Raw genomic sequence first — 18,380 nt, forward strand, 5'->3', positions numbered from 1 at the left:
TACGGAACGAACAGGGTAGAATCCCGCCAAACACCTTGTGGACGCATACGCCACACACACGCACAACATATCTCTGACGCAGGCTCCTGCCGCACCTCAATGGCCAATCCCGCAGAATCCCATCCGCAAAACGACTTCATCAATTCGGCGCGCAAGGAACGTAAGCGCGTTGAAATCTATCTCGTCAACGGCATTCGTCTGACGGGGTGTATCGAGTCGTTCGACCAGTACCTGGTGATGCTGCGCACCCCCGTGGGTCTGCAAGGCATCTACAAGCGCGCGATTTCCACGATCCAGCTCGACACCGGCGGCTCGCGCCCGGGCGGCGGCGGCCCCCGCGGCCCGCGCACCGGCGGGCGCCCCGGCGGCCGTGAAGGCGGCGGTCACAGCCCGTACGGCTCGCACGGCGGCCCGCGCGAATCGCGTGGCGACGGCGGCTACGGTTCCCGTGAACCGCGTGAGGGTTATGGCTCCCGCGAACCGCGCGAAGGTTACGGCTCGCGTGAGCCGCGCGAAGGCTACGGCGCGCCGCGTGAACCGCGCGAAAGCTACAGCGCGCCGCGCGACACCGGTGATACGCCCGGCAATTCGTCGCCGTCGGATGCACGCGGCGGCAACGGGCCGGTGATCGTCACGCGCCGCCGGCGCATCGTGCCGGACGGCCAGTAAAACGCCGACGAAACAAAAAGGGCAAGCCAACGGGCTTGCCCTTTTTTCTTGTGCGGCCGGCGCGGCATGTCGCCGCACCGCCGCCGCTGAACTCAACGTGCCGTCGTCGGCAGGCCCGCGTCAGCCTCGCGCTGCAGCGAACGCACCTGCTGCTGCAACGCGCGCAGTTGCGACTGGAGCTCGGCCTGTTGCGCCTGCAACGCCGCGGTCTCGTTACGCACGCTCTTCTGGCGATCCGATACTGCCGCCTGCTGCTGGCGTGCGATCGAGATATCGGCCTGCAGGCGCCGCGCCCGGTCCTGCGTGACCTCGATCTGCTTGTCCATCTGCGCCTTCTGCGATTCCAGCTTCGCCGCACGCAGTTCGTTGACGGCCAGCCGCTCCGCCTGACGCGAGAAGTCGCGATAGATCGCTTCCGCGCGCGTTTCGTCGAAAGTCTTGATCACGCGCCAGAACGCCTTCTGCTGGAACAGCGCGACGAAATACGCGCCGTCCTTCACGTTGAACAGCAGGCTTGCACCGTAGCTGCCGTTGTAGCTCGTGCGCATTTCGGTCAGCGTGTGCGCCTGGATCTGGCGCTGCAGGTCGTCGACCGTGCTCGGCCCTGTCGTCTCGCCCGCCTGCGGCTGCAGCGACGCCGGGCCCTGCGAATCGATCACCGGAATCGCGGCCACCGGCGCCGATGCCTGCTGCACTGCCGGCGAAGTGCTGTCTGCCAATCCCTGCGCGTACGCGCCCTGCATGCCTCCCACCACGGCGAGCAACGCACACGCCCGCCCCAACCCCGTCATATGGCTCATGAAGTTTTATTCCCGCCCGAGTCGTTGTAATTCAGCGCGATTTTATCTCATTAATTACTCGCTTTCGCGTGTCTCGGGCTCTTCGTCGAAGATCTGATATTTGCGCATTTTTTCCCACAACACCTTGCGGCTGATACCGAGTTGCTGCGCCGTGTCCTGGCGCCGCCAACCATTTGCGTCGAGCGCCGCGATCACGCGGTTGCGCTCGTTCATGTCCCACTTGCTTCGATCGACGAAGACCTCCGCCGCGCTCTCCGCCGGCACCGGCTGCGCCGAGTTGCGCGCATGCGCAATCAGCCGCTGCAGCCGTGCGGCATCCCACCCGCCCGTCTGCCGCACCGTCACGCCGACGCGCTCGGCGAGGTTGCGCAGTTCGCGCACGTTGCCGGGGAAATAGCTGTCCGCGACCGAATCCGTCAGCCAGTACGGCAGATCGGACAACTCGGCAAGCCGGTCCTCGCCGACGACCTGCGCGACGAACGACTTGAACAGCGCGATCTTGTCGACCGCGCCGCGCTCTTCCAGCGACGGGATGCTCAGCTCGATCACCGCGAGCCGGTAATAGAGATCCGCGCGGAACAGGCCGTCCTTCACGAGCTGCGGCAGCTTCTTGTTGCTCGCCGCGACCAGGCGGAAATCGACCTTGACCGGCGACGTCGCGCCGACGCGCAGCACTGCGCCGTCCTCGAGCACGCGCAGCAGCTTGACCTGCTGGTACAACGGCAGATCGCCGACTTCGTCGAGGAACAGCGTGCCGCCGCCCGCCTGTTCGAAATAGCCTTTATGCGCAACAACCGCGCCAGTGAACGATCCTTTCGCATGGCCGAAGAACAGCGATTCGAACAGGCCGTCGGGAATCGCACCGCAGTTCACCGGCACGAATTCGCCATGACGGTAGCGCGAATGCTTGTCGTGCAGCAGTTGCGCGATGCGCTCCTTGCCGACGCCGGTTTCTCCGTGCAGCAACACGTTGGTATCGCAGTCGGCGAACGTATCGACTTCGTGCAGCAGCGCCTGCATCGATTCCGAGTGTGCGACGAGTTCGGACGGCTGCGACGTTTCGGCCGAATGCGCACGCAGTTGCGTGACGAGCTTGCCGATCATGCCGCGCAGTTCGGCACAGGTGAAATCGAGCGGCAGGATATGCGAGTACTCGGGCGGATACTGCGACGCGTCGTGGTCGCGCGCCGCGCCGACCCAGACGACCGGCATGCCGATATTGGCCTGCCAGTCGCGCAGGAACGCCGAGCCGGTTTCGATCATCGACACGCTGATGATCGCCAGCGACGGCCGCAAAGCGGCGCGCTCGGGCGAGATCTCCGCGTTGTCGGCGCGGATCACTTCGACGTCGAAGCTCGCCATGCACCGGGCAACGCGGTCGACGATGTCCGCTTTGCCTTCCCAGACGTACAGGTCGAGCTCTTCGATTGCTGGCGTGGTTCTCATCGGGTGGTTTTGCTTCTCTAATTGCTGACTGTTTGCGCGACGCCGCAGGTCAGCGACATCTGATGCACCGTGGCGGCACCGAGCTGGACCCCGAGCAGGTCCAGCAACGGATCGATGATACCGTCGAGCGCGGTCAAGAGCGGGCTCAAAATGGTGGTCAGGACCGACAGCACCGACGTAAGGAAATCCGGTGTGATCGTGACCGAGATGAGTCCGGACAGGACGCTCACGTTTGCCGAGATCTGGGCGTTTTTCAGGCCTGCCAGCGCGTTGTTGACGGCCGAACCCAGCGCATTCGTATTCGTCGTCCAGTAATACGATGGATCGCTTCCGCCGCGCCCGTAGAACGTATTGTTAGCCGCATTGCCGGCCAGACTCACCGAAACGTTGGAGACGGTCGCGCTCACCTCGACGGCGCCCAGCAGAACCAGGACGTCGAGCACCTTGGCCGGCGTCGTGCAGCTGTAGGTCGCCGGCAGGTTCAGCAGATTACCGGCCGTGAGCGGCGGCTGGCCGATGCAGAGATTGGCGACGCTCGGTTGCGCGCTGATCGTCGCGGAATTCGGCGACGTCAGGCAGTTGGTCGACAGCAGCGTGGCATTGCCGGCACCCAGTTGCACGTAAAGCGGCAGGTACACGTTCGCGGAAACCACGACCGGCAGCGGATTCACGCCCAGGTTGACGACGAGGTACAGGCCGATCTGCGCGTTCGTCGCGACCGTCCGCCATGCGCCGTTCGCGTCCTTCCCGCCTTCGCCGACCGCAATGGTCGGCGGGCTGATGACCTGCGCCTGCAGCTGGACGATCGACACCGAATTGCCGTTCGGCAGCGTCAGCGGCACATTGGCGCCGATCACCACGCCCGGCTTGCCGGCCTGCGAGATCTGCGCCATCGCCATGACGAGATCTAGCACGTTGACGGTCGCATCGGCCGCCGCCTGCGCGTTCGCGAGGCCGAGCGTCAGCAGCGACGTGGCGCCCTGTCCAGTCAGGCTCGCGACCTTGATCGCCGTGTTGCTGACCGCGTTCAGGTTGACGAGCGTGTTCAGTGCTCCGGTTGCGCTGGTCTGCAGGGTCGTACTCAGCCCGGTCGTCTTGCCGACCGCCGCAATCATCGCATTGAGCATGTTGCCGACCGTGGCATTGGCATTGACCAGCCCGCCCATCGTCCCGTTGCCGACCGACAGCGACTGCAGCGCGACGGCGATGTCGCCGAGCTTGACGTTCGCACAGGCGAGCCCCTGGTAGGACGCGAGATTGAGGTTCAGCGGCGTGCCGCCCTGCCCCTGCAGCAGCGAGCCCAGCAGCGCATTCACGAGGCCGGGGTTTCCGCTCGGCACGCCCGAGCAGCCGACGCCGCCCACCGCGGCCAGCGTCGCGCCGATCGAAAAGGTATCGATGTTGGTTGCCTTCGCGGTCGACGTGGCAGTTACCGTGCGCGTCGGCCCGAAGAAGAAGTACGGCAGCGTTTTGGAGACCGTCACGCGCACCGCGTTCAACTGCGTCGCCAGCGGTACCGTCGTCTTCGACGCATAGAAGGTGCTCGACGTCCCGCTCGCCGACGGCGCCCAATAGCCGCAGTCGGCCGTCAGCTTCGTGATGCTGCCGTCCGCCGTGAAGCCGTTCGTCGACGCGTTGCTCGTGGCCACCGAGGTCACGTTCGCACAGGTATCGTCCAGTTTCTGCACTGCGGCGAGCGCGGCAAGATCGGCCACGCGCTGCATGTCGCGGCGCGTGAAAAAGACGTTGCCGATGTCGAGCGAACCGAGAATCACCATCGACAGCAGGATCCACACGGACGCCATGACGACGACCGAGCCCCGCTGCCGGCGCGGTGACGCGCGACCTTGTCCGGTCACCCGGTTCGATGCATGTCGAGCCATGCTCATCGCGGCCTCGTCAATACGATTGCGACGAACCCTGCCCGCCGGACGACCCGCTGCCGTTCGCGTTCACCGGCGAGCCCATCGATTCCGGAATCTTGTGCTTGAACGATTCGAGATACCGTTGATAGCTGAGCGACGCGGTGTCGCCCAGCACCGGCAGTCCCGGCGCGGCCGCGCGGCCGTCCCGCTGAAACGCCAGCAGCGCGCTGGTCGCATGACCGACTTCCGACGGGTCCTGCGCCGGCTGATCGCAATACGCCGCGGTTGCAGCCCCCATGAGCGCGAGCAGCGCGACACCTTGGCGCACGCGTGCGACGCGACCGGGATTCTTGTTGTTCGTCATGTCAGTTCCCCCCGAATGCCTTTTTCATTGTGCGAACCGCTGCAGCAGCGGCGCAGTAGGATCGAATCCCTGGATATTCGCCACCGGCGACGGACGCTTCGCGACATCCGAGCCCGACACGTTGACCACGCTCCCCGAGCCGATCGGCGTCGCGACCGAAGCCGACGCCGGGGACCCACGGCGCCACGTGCGCGCCGCCGCGGCGATCTTCGCCGCATCGCCGCGAATATCGTTGCGGATGTCGGCCGACAGTTTCTGCTGCGTCATCAGCTTCTGCGCATCGTGCGTGCGGCCGGATGCGAGCAGGTACAGCACCAGATTGCTGATGATCTTCGGATTGCTCTGGTCGAGCTCCGCAGCCTTCATCAGCGGAATGCGCGCCCCCTCGATATCGCCGCAACGCAGCTTGGCGTAAGCGAGATCCGAAAGCGTCGATGCATCGGTCGGCGCCAGCACCGTTGCCTGCGACAACGCCTGCGCGGCGCGCGAAAAATCGCCCGCGCCGCCGGCAATCAGCCCGAGCCCGCGATATCCGCGCGCGGCAAGCGTCGTGTTGAGCAACTGCGTGTAGACCGCCGAGCTGGCGGCCGGCTGGTCGGTCATGCGCAACGCATCGGCACGCAGCAGGATCGTTTGCGGCGATGCGCCGTACTGTTTTTCGTAGGCGTCGATATGCGCCAGCGACGCGTAATACAACCCTTGCGACTGCATCCGCTCGATCAGGCCGAGATACATGCCCGGCGTATCGGGCGCCGACTGCTTCTGGGCGGCCGCATCCATCAGCGCCGCGCGCTCGGCCTGCGGGCCGACGCCGTACCCGCTTTCCTTGAACGCCGAACACGCGCCGAGCAGGCCCGCCATCACGAGCACGCCGGCCACTTTCACGATTTCATCGATGCGTCTCATCTTGCTTCCTTTCCGTCCCGGCATCAGCGTTGCGCCTGGCTCAGCGCGCGCAACACCGAGATCATCCCCGGTCCGGCCGTCACGATCAGCAGCGCGGGCAGCAACGTCACGATCATGACGCCCGTCATCTTCACCGTCAGCCGGCCGATCCGTTCGCGCAGCATCGCGCGGCGCGCCTCGCGCAACCGGTCGCCGAACTGCTTGAGCGGCTCCTGTACCGCGCCGCCGTGCTTGTCCACCTGGATCAGCAGCCGCACGATCGCGCGCAGATCCTCGTTCTCGAAGCCGGATGACAGCCGCTGCAGCGACTGTTCGCGGGTCCGGCCGGCAGCGAATTGCCGCTGGGCAATTTCCATTTCCAGCGACAGCACCGGCATCATCCCCCTGAAGTCGTTCGTCACGACCTGGATGCTCTGGTCGAGCGACAGCCCGACGCCTTGCAGCAAACGCAGCATGTCGACCAGCAGCGGCAATTCGTCGATCACCGCCTGCCGGCGCTGCGCAGCACGACGCCGCAGGTAGAGCTTCGGCAACATGAAGCCGGTGACGAGGGCGATGCCGGCGCCGGCCCGCCATTGCGCGCCGGTCAGTTGCGAGCCGATCAGCACGATGAAGAGCAACGGCGCGGCGATCGAGCATGCAAGCCGCGCGCTCAGGAACAGTCCGCGGGTGCGCGTATCGACGTAGCCGCACTGCTCCAGCAGGAGCCGATCCTCGTCGGCGACCAGATACCGGCCGATGCGGGTGTCAAGCAGGCGCGTGCCGACCATCGACAGGCGGTCGAGCACGTACGCGACACGCGACGGCCGGGCGCCCGCATCCCGCCCGCCCGCATTCAGCCGGGATTCATCGACTTCCGGCGCGGCCCGGGCGCCCGTTGCCTCGAGCGTCGCGGAGCGTCGTTCGAGCGCGTTGGCCAGCGCGCGATCGCTGCGCGACTCCGCACTCGCGCGGCGCACCGCGAGCAGCGCCAGCAGCACGACGCCGAGCGCCCCGAGTGCGAGTGCAAACGAACCGATTTGATTGGCTGTCATGCCGTCACCTGAGTTTGGCCATGTGATACAACCAGATCCCGCCCGCAACCTGCAGCATGAAGGCGATGAACAACAGCTGGCGCCCCGTGTAGTCGTTCCACATCGACTGGAGATAGAGCGGATTCGTCGCGATCACGAAGCTGCCGATCGCGATCGGCAACATGACCAGCACCCACGCGGACAAGCGCGTCTCCGACGACATCGCCGCCAGCTCCCGCTCGGCCTGCTCGAGGTCGCGCATGAACGTCGACATCCGGTCGAGCATGACGTCGGCGCGGCCGCCGTATCGAACGGAAAGCCGCAGCACCGAACCGACCAGTTCGAACTCCTTCGTGTGATAGACGGTCGCGATATGTCCCATCGCACGGTCGATCTCGACGCCCGTGCGCAACATCCGCGAGACGTGGTCCAGACAACCGCGCAACGGCGCCTCCGTCGTCAGCAGCGCCGCCTGGAACGCGGCCGGCACGCTGTTGCCGAGCGTGACGAGACGCACGATGCCGTCGAGGAACGACGGCAACTGGCGAACGATCGTCAGGCGCCGCCGCTGAATGCGGGACACGAGCCAGAACACGAGCAGCGACGCACCGCACACGAGTGCGGCGATGCAGCCGAGCCAGCCGCCCCGGCTCCCGGCGACGAGCCCGACCGCGACCAGCCCCAGGAGCGCGAGGAGCGCCTTGCCGCGCGCATCCTCGATTCCCGCACGGCTCGCCACGTTGCCGAGGTACTCCGCACCGATCTCGCGCCAGTGTGCCCAGCGCGAAGCAGGCGCGGCGGGCGCGCGTGCCGCCCCGGGCGCCGACGCGGCGCTCGCGGCCGGCCGCGGCTCGCGCTGAATCGCACCGGCCGCCCGCGCGGCCGGTTCGATGCGGCTGTCGATGAAGCGCTGCACGTCCGCTTGGCCGCGCTTCACCTCGCCGTGCCGCCACAGCATCAGCGCGCCGGCGATGCAAAGCATCGCCACCGCCAGCACGCCCGCCATCAGGCTATACATTGAACCCTCCGCCACCACGGCCGAATCCCCCACCGAAACCGCTGCCGCCGCCACCGCCGCCAAAACCGCTGTTCTGGAGCGTCTGGCGGAAGCGCGCGAGCTTCGGCGAATGCGGATGGATGCCGAGCGACTCCCAGTTGTCGATTTCCTCGCCCTCGGGCGTCACGCGCGCTTCGTAGCGATACAGTTCCTGCGTCGCGATGATGTTGTCCGACAGCCCGGTCACTTCGGTGATCGAAAGAATCCGGCGGCGGCCATTCGACAGACGGCCAATCTGCACGATGAAGTCGATTGCGTTTGCGATCTGCCGGCGCAGGCTCGACTCCGTCCCCTGGAAGCCCGCGAAGCCGGCCAGCATCTCGAGTCGATACAGACACTCGCGTGGCGAACTCGCGTGGACGGTCCCCATCGATCCGTCGTGCCCCGTATTCATCGCCTGCAGCATTTCGAGCACTTCGCCGCCACGCACTTCGCCGACGATGATGCGGTCCGGCCGCATCCGCAACGTATTGCGCAGCAGGTCGCGGATCGAGACGACGCCGTTGCCGTCGAAACCGCCCGGCCGGCTTTCGAGACGCACGACGTGGGGGTGATTCAGCGACAGTTCGGCCGTATCCTCGATCGTCACGACCCGCTCGTGCTCGGGAATATGGAACGCCAGCGCATTGAGCAGCGAAGTCTTGCCGGAACTCGTGCCGCCCGACACCAGGATGTTGCAGCGCGCTTCGACCGCCGCTTCCAGCAACGTGCCGATTTCCGCATTGAACGTGCCGTTGGCGAGCAGGTCAGCCGGTTTCAGCGGGTCCTTGCGGAATTTCCGGATCGATACCACCGGCCCGTCGATCGACAGCGGTTCGATCACGACGTTGACGCGCCCGCCGTCGGGCAGCCGCGCGTCGACCATCGGATTCGATTCGTCGAGACGCCGGCCGATCGGCGCGAGGATCCGGCGCACGATGCGCAGCAGGTGCGCGTTATCGGTGAACCGGATCGGCAGCTTCGCCAGGATGCCGTGGCGCGACACGTAGACGTCGTTGTAGCCGTTGATCAGGATGTCCTCGACGTGCGGATCGGCAAGCAGATCCTCGATCGGCCCGAACCCGGCGAGCTCTTTCGTCAGCGCCTCGGCGATCGCCCTGACCTCGTTCTCGTTGAGCGGAATGCGCCGCAACCGCACGAAGCTGTCGATCTCCAGATCGACGAACTGGTTGATCGCCTGACGCGACCAGCGGCCGAACTCGGCGCCGAGCTCCTCGATACGCGTCAGCAGATGCTCGTGCGCGGCATTCTTGATGTCGTGAAACTGCTGCGACTGGGAGAACGGCGCGGCGCCGTCGGCAAATTGGATGTCGTGTGCCATCGCTTACGATCGCCTGGACGAAGGTTGAATGAAACGCTTGAGCGCGGACAAGCCCGATGCAACGCGCTGCCCGGCGACGGTCGGGCCGGCCAGCCGGTCTGCAAGCGGCTCGAGCGCGCGCACGTACGGATCGCGCTCGGCCGTGTCGACGATCAGCCGCCCCTGGTTGGCCGCCTGGCCAATCGGCACGCGGCGCGCTGGCAGCGTCGCCAGCAACGAAATGCCGAGCCGGTCCGCGATCTGCGCGGGCGTGAGGCTCAGTGTCGCGTCGTACTGGTTGACGACGAGACGAATCTTGCCGATATCGACACCCGCATCGCGCAGTCCTTCCAGCAGGTCGACCGCCGAGACGATCGAGGCGACGCCCTGGTCGCACACGAGCCAGGCTTCATCGGCGACCGCGGTGATCTGCGCAACGAATTCATGGTTCGTGAATCCGCCGAGATCGACGATCTGCTGATCGAAGAACGCGCGCAGCCGATTCAGCAGGCCGACGCACGCGGCATACGACACGTCGCGCAGGTCGGCGAGATTCGGGGGCAACGTGGTCAGCGCGACGCCGCTCGCGTGGCGCGTCAGCGCCGTGTTGACGAACGTCCGGTCGATGCGCCGCAGATTGCGGACGGCCTCGACGAAATGGAATTCGCAGCGCGTATTGAGGAACAGCGCGCTATCGCCCGCGGGGAGCCCGAGATCGACGAGCGCCGTCTGCCGCGCGTGGGGCGCGGCAACGCCGAACGCGGGCGTGCCGCCTTCGGCATCGCCCGACCCGCCCCGCTTGTGCACCCACACCGACAGATTCGCGGCGAGCGTGCTGACGCCCATCCCCGCACGCGCGCCGAGCAACGCGACGACCTTGCCGTGCCGGTTGGCCGGCTCCGTGCCGCTGTGCTCCAGCAAACCCCGGGTGATCCGCAACGCGTCTTCGGCGCTACCGGATACGTCGATGAAATCGCGCACGCCAGCCCGCAGTGCGGCAAGCGCGCTTTCCGGCTCCGACAGCGTACCGAGCGCGACGACCGGCAGGCCCGGGTGAGCGAGACGCACGGCGGCCGCGGCAGCGCTTGCCGCCGGTTGCGCACGGGAAAAATCGATGAAGACGATCGCGGGATTGAGCCCCGCGATGCGCTGGCTCAGCGCGCCCGGCTCGAGCGACAAGGCTTCCACCGTGCCGGCCGACACGAGCGTCTCGCCCAGCCAGCGGACATGCTCGTCCTGCTGCGATGCGCACACGAAATAGTCGGTCACGGCGGGTTCAGCCAACGAAAGGGTTCTCGCGTTCATGTTGAACACCCCCGGTTACGTATCGCGCGACATCGTGCCCCGCGTTCATTTCGAAAATCCAGGCGCTGCATCGGGTGATGCGATGCCGCCAAGATACGAGCGCCACACCGGGCCATCGCGCTGCTCGGACAGTTCGCCCGGGGTGGTCGGCAACGGTGCGCCCTTCGCAATCGGCGCGACAAGATGCGGCGTCACGATAATCACCAGTTCCTTGTCGTTTTGCTGGTAGTTCAGCGACTTGAAGAAGGCGCCGATGATCGGCAGATCACCCAGGACCGGCACCTTGCTGATGTTCGACATCGTTTCACGGTCGATCAGGCCGCCGATCACGAAGCTTTCGCCGTCGCCGAGCTCGACCGTCGTATCCGCGCGGCGGGTCGTGATGGCCGGCACCGACACGCTGTTGATCGTGACCCCATGCTGGAAATCGAGCTGGCTCGATTCCGGCGCCACCTTGAGCGCGATGCGGCGCTGGCTCAGGACGGTCGGCGTCAACGTCAGACCGACGCCGTATTGTTTCCAGTCGATCGCCGTCGAGCCGAGCGCCTGCGGCACCGGCACGGGAATTTCACCGCCCGCGAGAAAACTCGCGCTTTGTCCGGACAACGCCACGAGGGTCGGCTGCGCCAGCACGCGGGCGAGGTTGTTCGCCTCGAGAATCGAAATATTGCCGAAGATGCCGCGGCCCGCCGAATTCACCACCAGATTGAACGCGGATGCGAGCGGAATACCGGTCGTTACCTGGAAGTTCGACGTCGCGCCGCCCGTCGCCGACTGAAGACCGCCCGGCGAAAACGCACCGAACGCGAACCCGTTGCTCTGCTTGAAGAAATTCAGCCCCGCCTCCTTCAGCACCGACCGGCTGAATTCGACGACCCGCACATCGACCTGCACGACATTACGGTTGCCGATCGTCGACGTATCGATCAGCGCACCTTCCTTGCCGCCCATCCGCTTGCCGATGGCCACCGCCCGTTCGTGCGCGTCGAGCGACGCCGCCGCGCCCGACACGACGGCGGCGCCGCCGTACGCCTTCACGTTCGCGCCCGAGCCGCCCAGCGCTTCCTGCGCGGCCGCATCGACGACATTGACGTTCCACACCGTCGGCTCGTCGCGACCACGCTCCCACAGCATCACGTTCGTCGAACCCGGCGCCTTCGCCACCAGCAGCACGGACCCGGCACGCCCACCCTTCATCACCAGCACGTCGACGACCGACGGATCGCCCACCGCGATCCGCTGCAAAGCGCGGCCGGCAGCGACCTGCCGCTGCGAGCCGACGGCAAGATCGATCGACCCGTTTGCGCCGGCTGCCCCGGCCAACACGGCGAAAGTCATGGCCCAGATGGTAATTGCGTATGCAATCAGTTTTTTTGTCATTGTGTCGGAGACCGTCGTACGGCCTTCTCCCTTCCGTTGCTGCTTTCGATGACCGTATCTAGGTTGTCAATAGGCGACCGTTTCGGCCCGCCCACCCCGAATCACTTCGATGCTGCTCCCGCCCCCGCGGGCGACGACCGGCGCACGCGGCGCCGCCTGTACGCGGGGCACATTGCGCGCGCGCCCGCCCGACAGTTCATCGAGCCACACGCCGGCGGCAGCCTGTCCCGAAGGCGTCAAGTCGCCGGCCGTGCGGATCGCGACCGTCTGCGTCGCGACCTCGTCGTCGCGCGGATTACGCAGCGCGAGCGTCAGACGGCCGCTTGCTTCGGCCAGCGTCAGCGCATCGACCTGCGCCGTCGGCACCGCGAGCACCGCGGTCCTCACGCCGCCGCCCGGCCCGCCGCTGCCGTCACGCTCGGCGGTCGCGTCGCCGAACGACAGAACCCGCAGCTTCGACATCAGCAGCCGCGACTGCGAATTGGGAATCTCCGAACCGGTTTGCCCCATGCCCGAGCCATCGCGCCGCAGATTCAGGAACACGTCGACGAAGTTGCCGGGCCGCAACCGGCTTCCGACTGCATTCGTCTCGTCGACCTTGACGGCCACTGCCCGCTCTCCGGGCGCCACCTGGTTCGCCAGCCCCGACGTCAGCCCCCCTTCGACGATCGGCGCGGCGGCAAGAATGTCGTTCGCCGGCACGCGGCCGACCAGAATCGACGGATCGCTGAACCCGCCGTTGGGCATCATGGGCGCCGACGCAAGCTTCAACGCATCGGCCGGGATCGGTTGACCGGCCGGCAACAAGCGCGTCGCCACGACGACCGGCACCGTCTGCGCCGTCGCGACGGCAGGTGCCACGGCGGGCGGCTGGGCCGGGGCGCGACCGAGCATCCACGCGTAGATCCCCAGCAGCACCGCGATCGCGATCAGCAGCCCGGCGATGATCTTCGTCAAGTTGTTGGCCATTGTGAATGTTGAGTGCCGTAAATGTTGTTATGTCGAAATGCAAACGTCGTTTCAACCCTGCCGCCACGCCCGGCCGACGTCCGTTTCATAAAATGGTCGCCGGGTTGATCTGCACGGTTGCCGTGCCCGTCAACTGCGTCGGCGTAACGAGTCCGATGAGCGGCAGCGACGGAACCAGCGGATAGTTCTTGTACGGATACGTCACCGTGACCGTCACGCAATACATCGTCGCGTCGTAACTGCATGCCCCCGACACCGGTGTCGGAATCTGAACGTTGCTCAACCAGGACGTCAGTCCGGTCGCCGTCGCCTTCGCCGCGGCTGCCCTGTCCGTCAGCGCCTGCGCCCCCGACCCGTTGGCCTCGTAGACATAATTCAGCGCCGTGCGCGCCCCTTCGGTCGCCGCGAGCGTCAGCCCTTGCTGAACCGCGAAGATCAGCCCGAACGTCACGATCGCATACAGGATCAGGAAGAACAGCGGAAACACCAGCGCGAACTCGACAGCCGTCGCGCCCAGTTGACGCCGCCGCGACCGGGGCCGGGACTGTCGCTTCATGCCATCCCCCCGGTCACCACGAGATAGGCCAGCCACACCGCTGCCGGTACGACGAGACAGGCGGCATAAGGCGTCGCCCGTCGCGTGCCGAGCGCAAGCGTCGGCGAACCGTGCGACCACAGTGCGCCCACCGGCGTATGCGTCAGCATCATCAGTGCGAGGACATGCACACCGGCTGCAAGGCTGGCGACAACCCAAAGCCAGGGCAATATCGACAAACCGCACCACGCGCCGAGTACCGCGAATACTTTCACGTCTGCCGCGCCCATGACGCGAAATGCAAAAAGCGGAAAAAAAAACAACGAAGCCGACCAGCATCCCGATCAATGCCTGTTCGACGGATATACCAAATGGATTTGCATGAACCCATGCACTGGCAAGCGCCGCAACGAGTCCGACGACGACAAGCGAATTCCGGACAAGCCGAATTCGAATATCACCGGCGGCAACGAGCGTCGCCCAGGCAAAAAAAATGCTGGTGCTGAGAAGATGTGCCATATCGCGACCGACCGCGCTAGTCGACGTAACGACGGGCGAGCTGCAATCGCAGCCCGCCCGCCACCCACCGAACTACGGGGGATCAGCCCGCCGGTAGCGAAGAGGCAATCGTGGAGAACAGAGCCGAGATCTTCGTACCGATAGTCGTCACGCTACCGATGATCAACGCTGCAATCAGACCCGCAATCAGACCATATTCGATCGCGGTAACCCCGTCTTCTTCCCGAAGGAAGCGAATCATCATTGCTTTCATTTTATTCCTCGTGCCTGTATTTACGTTCTTTGGCCTTTTATACGTATACGTCCCCGCATATCTGGCCGTTGCCCCGCGTCGTTCGTCACATCTGCCGTAACGTCAACCGGGTGCGCTTTCTTTATAGGTCGCCCCGAAGGGCATGGCTCACAATTTGATGCAAGTTAACATTCGCGATAGTGACCCTCCTCGAACGTTGTGTACCGAACCGTACATTTGCTTACATCTGCTCCGGATTCTATATCCGATCCCATTTAACTTCCAACCTCTTTTAACGGCACGGATCGAAAAAAATGACCTGAAGCACAACGTATTTGTACGGTGTTTCGGTACGACTTACACATAGGATTTACGATAGGTTAGATGTGCACACCTATTCCACCAGTAAAACAATTGCCTCGTCCACCAAGCCTGCGTGTGTCCCGCGTTACGTCGCACGCGTAACGCCAATGTTGTGACGTTACGTTACGAAACGGCCGAAACCGTTCTCATTCGTCTGCTCTTAAACAGAATCAACAATCTTTCAATTTCCATAACTCCCTTTTCCGACAAGGAATTGCCTCGTTTAAAGCCTGTTGTCGAACCGTCGGGCATTGAAATGGCACGACAGTTGCAGAGTAGTCCTCGCACCACTCAACACAACGCAGCACACAACACATTTTTAATGCGAGGACAAAATGGACATTAAGGTTATCCCTCATGGCGTGTTCCGGACGACTCTGATCGCGGCCACCGTTGCAGCCATGCTTTCCCTCTCCGCGTGCGGTGGTTCCGGTTCCATCAGCCAAGGCCTTGGCGGCGGTTCGAGCTCGGGCGGCGGCGATTCGATCTCCACGTCGGGTGGCGGCACCTCGGGCGGCTCGTCGGGTACGAGCGGTACCTCCGGCACCAGCGGCACCTCGGGCACGAGCGGTACCTCCGGCACCAGTGGTACGTCGGGCACGAGCGGCACCTCCGGCACCTCCGGCACCAGCGGTACGTCGGGAACGAGCGGCACGTCCGGCACCTCGGGTGTGTCGTCGAATCCAGTGGGAACTGTCCTCGCAAGCGGCAGCAACATCGTGACGGGTGTCGGCGGCACCGTCTCGGGCCTCGGCACCGTCATCGCCAACCAGTCGCTGCCGGGCGTCAATCCGGCCACCACGCAAGCCGCAGGCGGCGTCGTGCAAAGCGTGGGCGGCGCCGTCACCGCGCTCGGTAACGGCCTCGGCAACGGTCTTGGCCAACTGGGTGCAACGAAGGACCCGATCGGCACCACGGTCGCCAGCGCAGGCGGCGTGGTCAATCAACTCGGCGGCGCAGTCACGCAGACGGGCAACCTGGTCACGAGCCTCGGCAGCGGTCCGCTGTCGCCGCTCGCACCGGTCACGGGCGCCGTCGGCGGCCTCGTGTCGACGCTCGGCGGCGCCGTGTCGAACGGCGGCAACACGCTCACCAACGTACTGTCGACCGGCCCGATCCAGCAAGTCACGCAGACGGTCAGCTCGGCCATCACGCCGATCACGACGATGGTCGGCCAGACGACCCAGACGATCGGCTCGGCGACCGGCCTCGGCGCTCCGGTCAACACGCTGCTCGGCACGGTCGGCAACGGCCTGAACCAGGCCGGCGCACTGCTCGCATCCGCAGGCGGCAATCCCGTCACGACGGGCCTCGGCAACACCGTCTCGGCGACGGGCAATACCGTGAAGGCCGTTGGCGGCCTGCTCACGGGCGGCACCGGCGGCACGACCAACCCGCTCGCTCCGCTCACAGGCCTCCTCACCACGGTCACCGGTACGCTCGGCGGCGGCAGCGGCCCGCTCGCCCCGGTCACGGGCCTGCTCGGTACGGTCACCGGCGCACTTGGCGGCGCAGCAGGCGGCGGCAGCGGCCCGCTCGCTCCGGTCACGGGCCTCCTCGGCACGGTTACCGGTGCACTCGGCGGTGCAGCAGGCGGCGGCAGCGGCCCGCTCGCTCCGGTCACGGGCCTGCTCGGCACGGTCACCGGCGCGCTCGGCGGCGTAGCAGGCGGCGGCAGCGGCCCGCTCGCCCCGGTCACGGGTCTCGTCTCCACGGTCACCGGCGCACTCGGCGGCGTAGCAGGCGGCGGCAGCGGCCCGCTCGCCCCGGTCACGGGTCTCGCCTCCACGGTCACCGGCGCACTCGGCGGTGCGGCAGGCGGCAGCGGCGGCCCGCTCGCCCCGGTCACGGGCCTCGTCTCCACGGTCACCGGTGCGCTCGGCGGCGCAACGGGCGGCACGAGCGGCGGCCCGCTCGCGCCGGTCACGGGCCTCCTCGGCGCAGTCACGGGCGCACTTGGCGGCGTGGTGGGCGGCGCAGGCGGCAGCAGCCCGCTTGCCCCGGTGACGAACGCGGTGTCGACGGTCACCAGCACGGTCGGCGTACCGGCACTGAGCGGCGGCACGGGTGCCGTCACGAATTCGGGCTCGTCGTCGAATCCGCTCGCGCCCGTCACGTCGCTGATCGGCGGCCTGCTCGGCGGCACGCACGGCAAATAAACCGATATCCATTCATCGACAAGACAGCGAGGAGTCAATCATGTCCCAGCAACGTTCTCTTACGACGGCCGCCCTGCGCCAGTGGCGCGTGCCCCTCACCGCCTTTGCCGCAGCCTGCCTGCTGGCCGCCTGCGGCGGCGGCGGTGTCAGCTCGCCGCCGACCAGCAGCAACAACGGCCCCAGCAGCACCAGCGGCACGCCCAGCACGAGCGGCACCAGCGGCACGTCCACCACCGGCACCAAGGGTGTGGTCAGCACGGTCGGCCAGACGGCCAGCGACCTCGGCAGCACGGTCGGCAACATCAGCCTGCCGGGTCTCGGCGACGGCGTGACGAAGGGGGTCGGCAGCACGCTCTCGAGCACGGGCACGATCGTCGGCGCGGCAGCCGATGCCGTGAGCAACGGGCTCGGACAGATCGGCTCGACGAAGGATCCAGTCGGCACGACGGTGGCCGGTCTCGGCAACGTCGTCGGTGCGACGAGCAACACGGTGGCCGGCCTGAGCTCGACGGTCAAGGCGCTCGGCACGGGCCCGCTCGCACCGCTCGCGCCTGTCACGACCCCGGTGGGCACCGTGCTCGACACGGTCGCCAACGGCCTGACGGCCGCCGGCACGACGATCGGTTCGACGCTGTCGTCGGGCGCCGTGCAGCAGGTCACGCAGCCGATCAGCTCGGCGGTCACGCCGCTCGTGATCACGGCCGGCCAGGTCACGCAACAGGTCGGCACGACGACCGGTCTCGGCCAACCCGTCTCGGGCCTGCTCGGCAAGGTCGGCGGCGCGATCAGCTCGGCAGGCAAGCAGGTCGGTAGCACATCGAACCAGCCGCTCGTCGGCGACGTCGGTCAGCTCGTCACCGCGGTCGGCAACACCGTGACCAACGCGGGCGGCCTCGTGAATCCGAACGGCCCGAACGGCGCAGCACCGATCCCCGGCCTGATCACGAGCCTCGTCGGCGGTTCGACGGCCACCGTCCAGAACGGCACGTCGTCGGGTTCCGGCTCGACGAACCCGCTCGGCGGCCTGCTGTCGGGTCTCGGCTCGACGCCGCTCGGTTCGCTCACGGGCGCACTCGGCGGCGCAACGGGCGGCTCGGGCAGCAGCCCGCTCGCACCGGTCACGGGCCTCGTCTCCACGGTCACCGGCGCGCTCGGTGGCGCGGCAGGCGGCAGCGGCGGCCCGCTCGCCCCCGTCACGAATCTCGTGTCGACGGTGACGGGCACGCTCGGCGGCGCAACGGGTGGCGCGGGCAGTGCAAACCCTCTCGCGCCCGTCACCGGTTTGCTGAATACTGTCACCGGAGCAGTTGGCGGTGCGGCAGGGTCCGGAGGTTCGAGCCCGCTCGCGCCGGTCACATCGCTGGTGGGCAGCGTGACGGGTACGGCATCGTCGGGCGGCTCGACGGGCCTGCTGGCACCGGTAACGGGGTTGCTGGGCACGCTGGGTAGCGTTGGCAAGTAAGGAGGACGGTCGCACCTTCGCAGCCGGAGCAGAGGG

16 protein-coding genes and 1 pseudogene are annotated in these 18,380 nt (G+C 66.4%); 3 read left to right on the top strand and 14 right to left on the bottom strand.

Annotated elements, in window-relative coordinates:
• Window positions 1-99: 99 nt before the first annotated feature.
• Complete coding sequence (gene hfq / locus BBJ41_RS04455) at window positions 100-669, top strand: RNA chaperone Hfq (RefSeq protein ID WP_069745481.1); 570 nt, start codon at window positions 100-102, stop codon at window positions 667-669.
• Window positions 670-761: 92 nt separating this feature from the next.
• On the opposite strand, the gene BBJ41_RS04460 is transcribed toward hfq, so the two are convergent.
• From BBJ41_RS04460 to BBJ41_RS04525, 14 genes and pseudogenes are all read right to left on the bottom strand, one after another.
• Window positions 762-1,469 (bottom strand): DUF2968 domain-containing protein, encoded by a 708-nt coding sequence (locus tag BBJ41_RS04460; protein WP_069745482.1) that lies wholly within the window; start codon window positions 1,467-1,469, stop codon window positions 762-764.
• A 54-nt stretch (window positions 1,470-1,523) separates the two neighbouring features.
• Window positions 1,524-2,915: a sigma 54-interacting transcriptional regulator gene (locus BBJ41_RS04465; protein WP_069745483.1), complete on the bottom strand. Its 1,392-nt coding sequence runs from the start codon at window positions 2,913-2,915 to the stop codon at window positions 1,524-1,526.
• Window positions 2,916-2,932: 17 nt separating this feature from the next.
• A complete protein-coding gene (locus BBJ41_RS04470; RefSeq protein ID WP_069745484.1) occupies window positions 2,933-4,804 on the bottom strand; it encodes a TadG family pilus assembly protein in 1,872 nt (623 codons plus the stop codon).
• 10 nt (window positions 4,805-4,814) lie between these two features.
• Window positions 4,815-5,144, bottom strand: coding sequence for a DUF3613 domain-containing protein (locus tag BBJ41_RS04475; protein ID WP_069745485.1), 330 nt, complete (start codon window positions 5,142-5,144; stop codon window positions 4,815-4,817).
• 24 nt (window positions 5,145-5,168) lie between these two features.
• On the bottom strand, window positions 5,169-6,050 hold the full coding sequence (locus BBJ41_RS04480; RefSeq protein ID WP_069745486.1) for a tetratricopeptide repeat protein: 882 nt from the start codon (window positions 6,048-6,050) through the stop codon (window positions 5,169-5,171).
• A 23-nt stretch (window positions 6,051-6,073) separates the two neighbouring features.
• Window positions 6,074-7,084, bottom strand: a complete 1,011-nt coding sequence (locus BBJ41_RS04485) for a type II secretion system F family protein (RefSeq protein WP_069745487.1) — start codon at window positions 7,082-7,084, stop codon at window positions 6,074-6,076.
• Window positions 7,085-7,088: 4 nt separating this feature from the next.
• Window positions 7,089-8,081 carry a type II secretion system F family protein gene (locus BBJ41_RS04490; RefSeq protein WP_069745488.1) on the bottom strand — a complete coding sequence of 331 codons (993 nt, stop codon included), beginning with the start codon at window positions 8,079-8,081 and terminating at the stop codon, window positions 7,089-7,091.
• The gene (locus BBJ41_RS04495) at window positions 8,074-9,441 is read right to left on the bottom strand and encodes a CpaF family protein (protein ID WP_069745489.1); all 1,368 of its coding nucleotides are present in this window, start codon (window positions 9,439-9,441) and stop codon (window positions 8,074-8,076) included. Before BBJ41_RS04495 ends, BBJ41_RS04490 begins: the two co-directional genes overlap by 8 nt.
• A gap of 3 nt (window positions 9,442-9,444) precedes the next feature.
• Window positions 9,445-10,725: a fimbrial protein gene (locus BBJ41_RS04500; RefSeq protein ID WP_069745490.1), complete on the bottom strand. Its 1,281-nt coding sequence runs from the start codon at window positions 10,723-10,725 to the stop codon at window positions 9,445-9,447.
• A 45-nt stretch (window positions 10,726-10,770) separates the two neighbouring features.
• Window positions 10,771-12,105, bottom strand: a complete 1,335-nt coding sequence (locus tag BBJ41_RS04505) for a type II and III secretion system protein family protein (RefSeq protein WP_069745491.1) — start codon at window positions 12,103-12,105, stop codon at window positions 10,771-10,773.
• Between the two features lie 66 nt (window positions 12,106-12,171).
• The gene (gene cpaB, locus BBJ41_RS04510) at window positions 12,172-13,074 is read right to left on the bottom strand and encodes a Flp pilus assembly protein CpaB (RefSeq protein ID WP_069745492.1); all 903 of its coding nucleotides are present in this window, start codon (window positions 13,072-13,074) and stop codon (window positions 12,172-12,174) included.
• 85 nt (window positions 13,075-13,159) lie between these two features.
• The gene (locus BBJ41_RS04515) at window positions 13,160-13,630 is read right to left on the bottom strand and encodes a TadE family protein (RefSeq protein WP_069745493.1); all 471 of its coding nucleotides are present in this window, start codon (window positions 13,628-13,630) and stop codon (window positions 13,160-13,162) included.
• Window positions 13,627-14,128, bottom strand: a pseudogene (locus tag BBJ41_RS04520) (A24 family peptidase). Before BBJ41_RS04520 ends, BBJ41_RS04515 begins: the two are co-directional and overlap by 4 nt.
• An 82-nt stretch (window positions 14,129-14,210) precedes the next feature.
• Window positions 14,211-14,381 (bottom strand): Flp family type IVb pilin, encoded by a 171-nt coding sequence (locus tag BBJ41_RS04525; protein WP_069745494.1) that lies wholly within the window; start codon window positions 14,379-14,381, stop codon window positions 14,211-14,213.
• Between the two features lie 677 nt (window positions 14,382-15,058).
• Between BBJ41_RS04525 and BBJ41_RS04530 the strand changes: the two genes are divergently transcribed.
• Window positions 15,059-16,882: a collagen-like triple helix repeat-containing protein gene (locus BBJ41_RS04530; protein WP_069745495.1), complete on the top strand. Its 1,824-nt coding sequence runs from the start codon at window positions 15,059-15,061 to the stop codon at window positions 16,880-16,882.
• Window positions 16,883-16,922: 40 nt separating this feature from the next.
• Complete coding sequence (locus BBJ41_RS04535) at window positions 16,923-18,344, top strand: collagen-like triple helix repeat-containing protein (protein ID WP_069745496.1); 1,422 nt, start codon at window positions 16,923-16,925, stop codon at window positions 18,342-18,344.
• Window positions 18,345-18,380: the final 36 nt, after the last annotated feature.

The organism is Burkholderia stabilis (assembly GCF_001742165.1).
Taxonomy (GTDB): domain Bacteria; phylum Pseudomonadota; class Gammaproteobacteria; order Burkholderiales; family Burkholderiaceae; genus Burkholderia; species Burkholderia stabilis.

What these genes read in the sequence shown, in the direction of transcription:
- hfq (WP_069745481.1), top strand. Translation starts at nt 100, where the DNA reads ATGGCCAATCCCGCAGAATCCCATCCGCAAAACGACTTCATCAATTCG.
- BBJ41_RS04460 (WP_069745482.1), bottom strand. Translation starts at nt 1,469, where the DNA reads ATGAGCCATATGACGGGGTTGGGGCGGGCGTGTGCGTTGCTCGCCGTG.
- BBJ41_RS04465 (WP_069745483.1), bottom strand. Translation starts at nt 2,915, where the DNA reads ATGAGAACCACGCCAGCAATCGAAGAGCTCGACCTGTACGTCTGGGAA.
- BBJ41_RS04470 (WP_069745484.1), bottom strand. Translation starts at nt 4,804, where the DNA reads ATGAGCATGGCTCGACATGCATCGAACCGGGTGACCGGACAAGGTCGC.
- BBJ41_RS04475 (WP_069745485.1), bottom strand. Translation starts at nt 5,144, where the DNA reads ATGACGAACAACAAGAATCCCGGTCGCGTCGCACGCGTGCGCCAAGGT.
- BBJ41_RS04480 (WP_069745486.1), bottom strand. Translation starts at nt 6,050, where the DNA reads ATGAGACGCATCGATGAAATCGTGAAAGTGGCCGGCGTGCTCGTGATG.
- BBJ41_RS04485 (WP_069745487.1), bottom strand. Translation starts at nt 7,084, where the DNA reads ATGACAGCCAATCAAATCGGTTCGTTTGCACTCGCACTCGGGGCGCTC.
- BBJ41_RS04490 (WP_069745488.1), bottom strand. Translation starts at nt 8,081, where the DNA reads ATGTATAGCCTGATGGCGGGCGTGCTGGCGGTGGCGATGCTTTGCATC.
- BBJ41_RS04495 (WP_069745489.1), bottom strand. Translation starts at nt 9,441, where the DNA reads ATGGCACACGACATCCAATTTGCCGACGGCGCCGCGCCGTTCTCCCAG.
- BBJ41_RS04500 (WP_069745490.1), bottom strand. Translation starts at nt 10,725, where the DNA reads ATGAACGCGAGAACCCTTTCGTTGGCTGAACCCGCCGTGACCGACTAT.
- BBJ41_RS04505 (WP_069745491.1), bottom strand. Translation starts at nt 12,105, where the DNA reads ATGACAAAAAAACTGATTGCATACGCAATTACCATCTGGGCCATGACT.
- cpaB (WP_069745492.1), bottom strand. Translation starts at nt 13,074, where the DNA reads ATGGCCAACAACTTGACGAAGATCATCGCCGGGCTGCTGATCGCGATC.
- BBJ41_RS04515 (WP_069745493.1), bottom strand. Translation starts at nt 13,630, where the DNA reads ATGAAGCGACAGTCCCGGCCCCGGTCGCGGCGGCGTCAACTGGGCGCG.
- BBJ41_RS04525 (WP_069745494.1), bottom strand. Translation starts at nt 14,381, where the DNA reads ATGAAAGCAATGATGATTCGCTTCCTTCGGGAAGAAGACGGGGTTACC.
- BBJ41_RS04530 (WP_069745495.1), top strand. Translation starts at nt 15,059, where the DNA reads ATGGACATTAAGGTTATCCCTCATGGCGTGTTCCGGACGACTCTGATC.
- BBJ41_RS04535 (WP_069745496.1), top strand. Translation starts at nt 16,923, where the DNA reads ATGTCCCAGCAACGTTCTCTTACGACGGCCGCCCTGCGCCAGTGGCGC.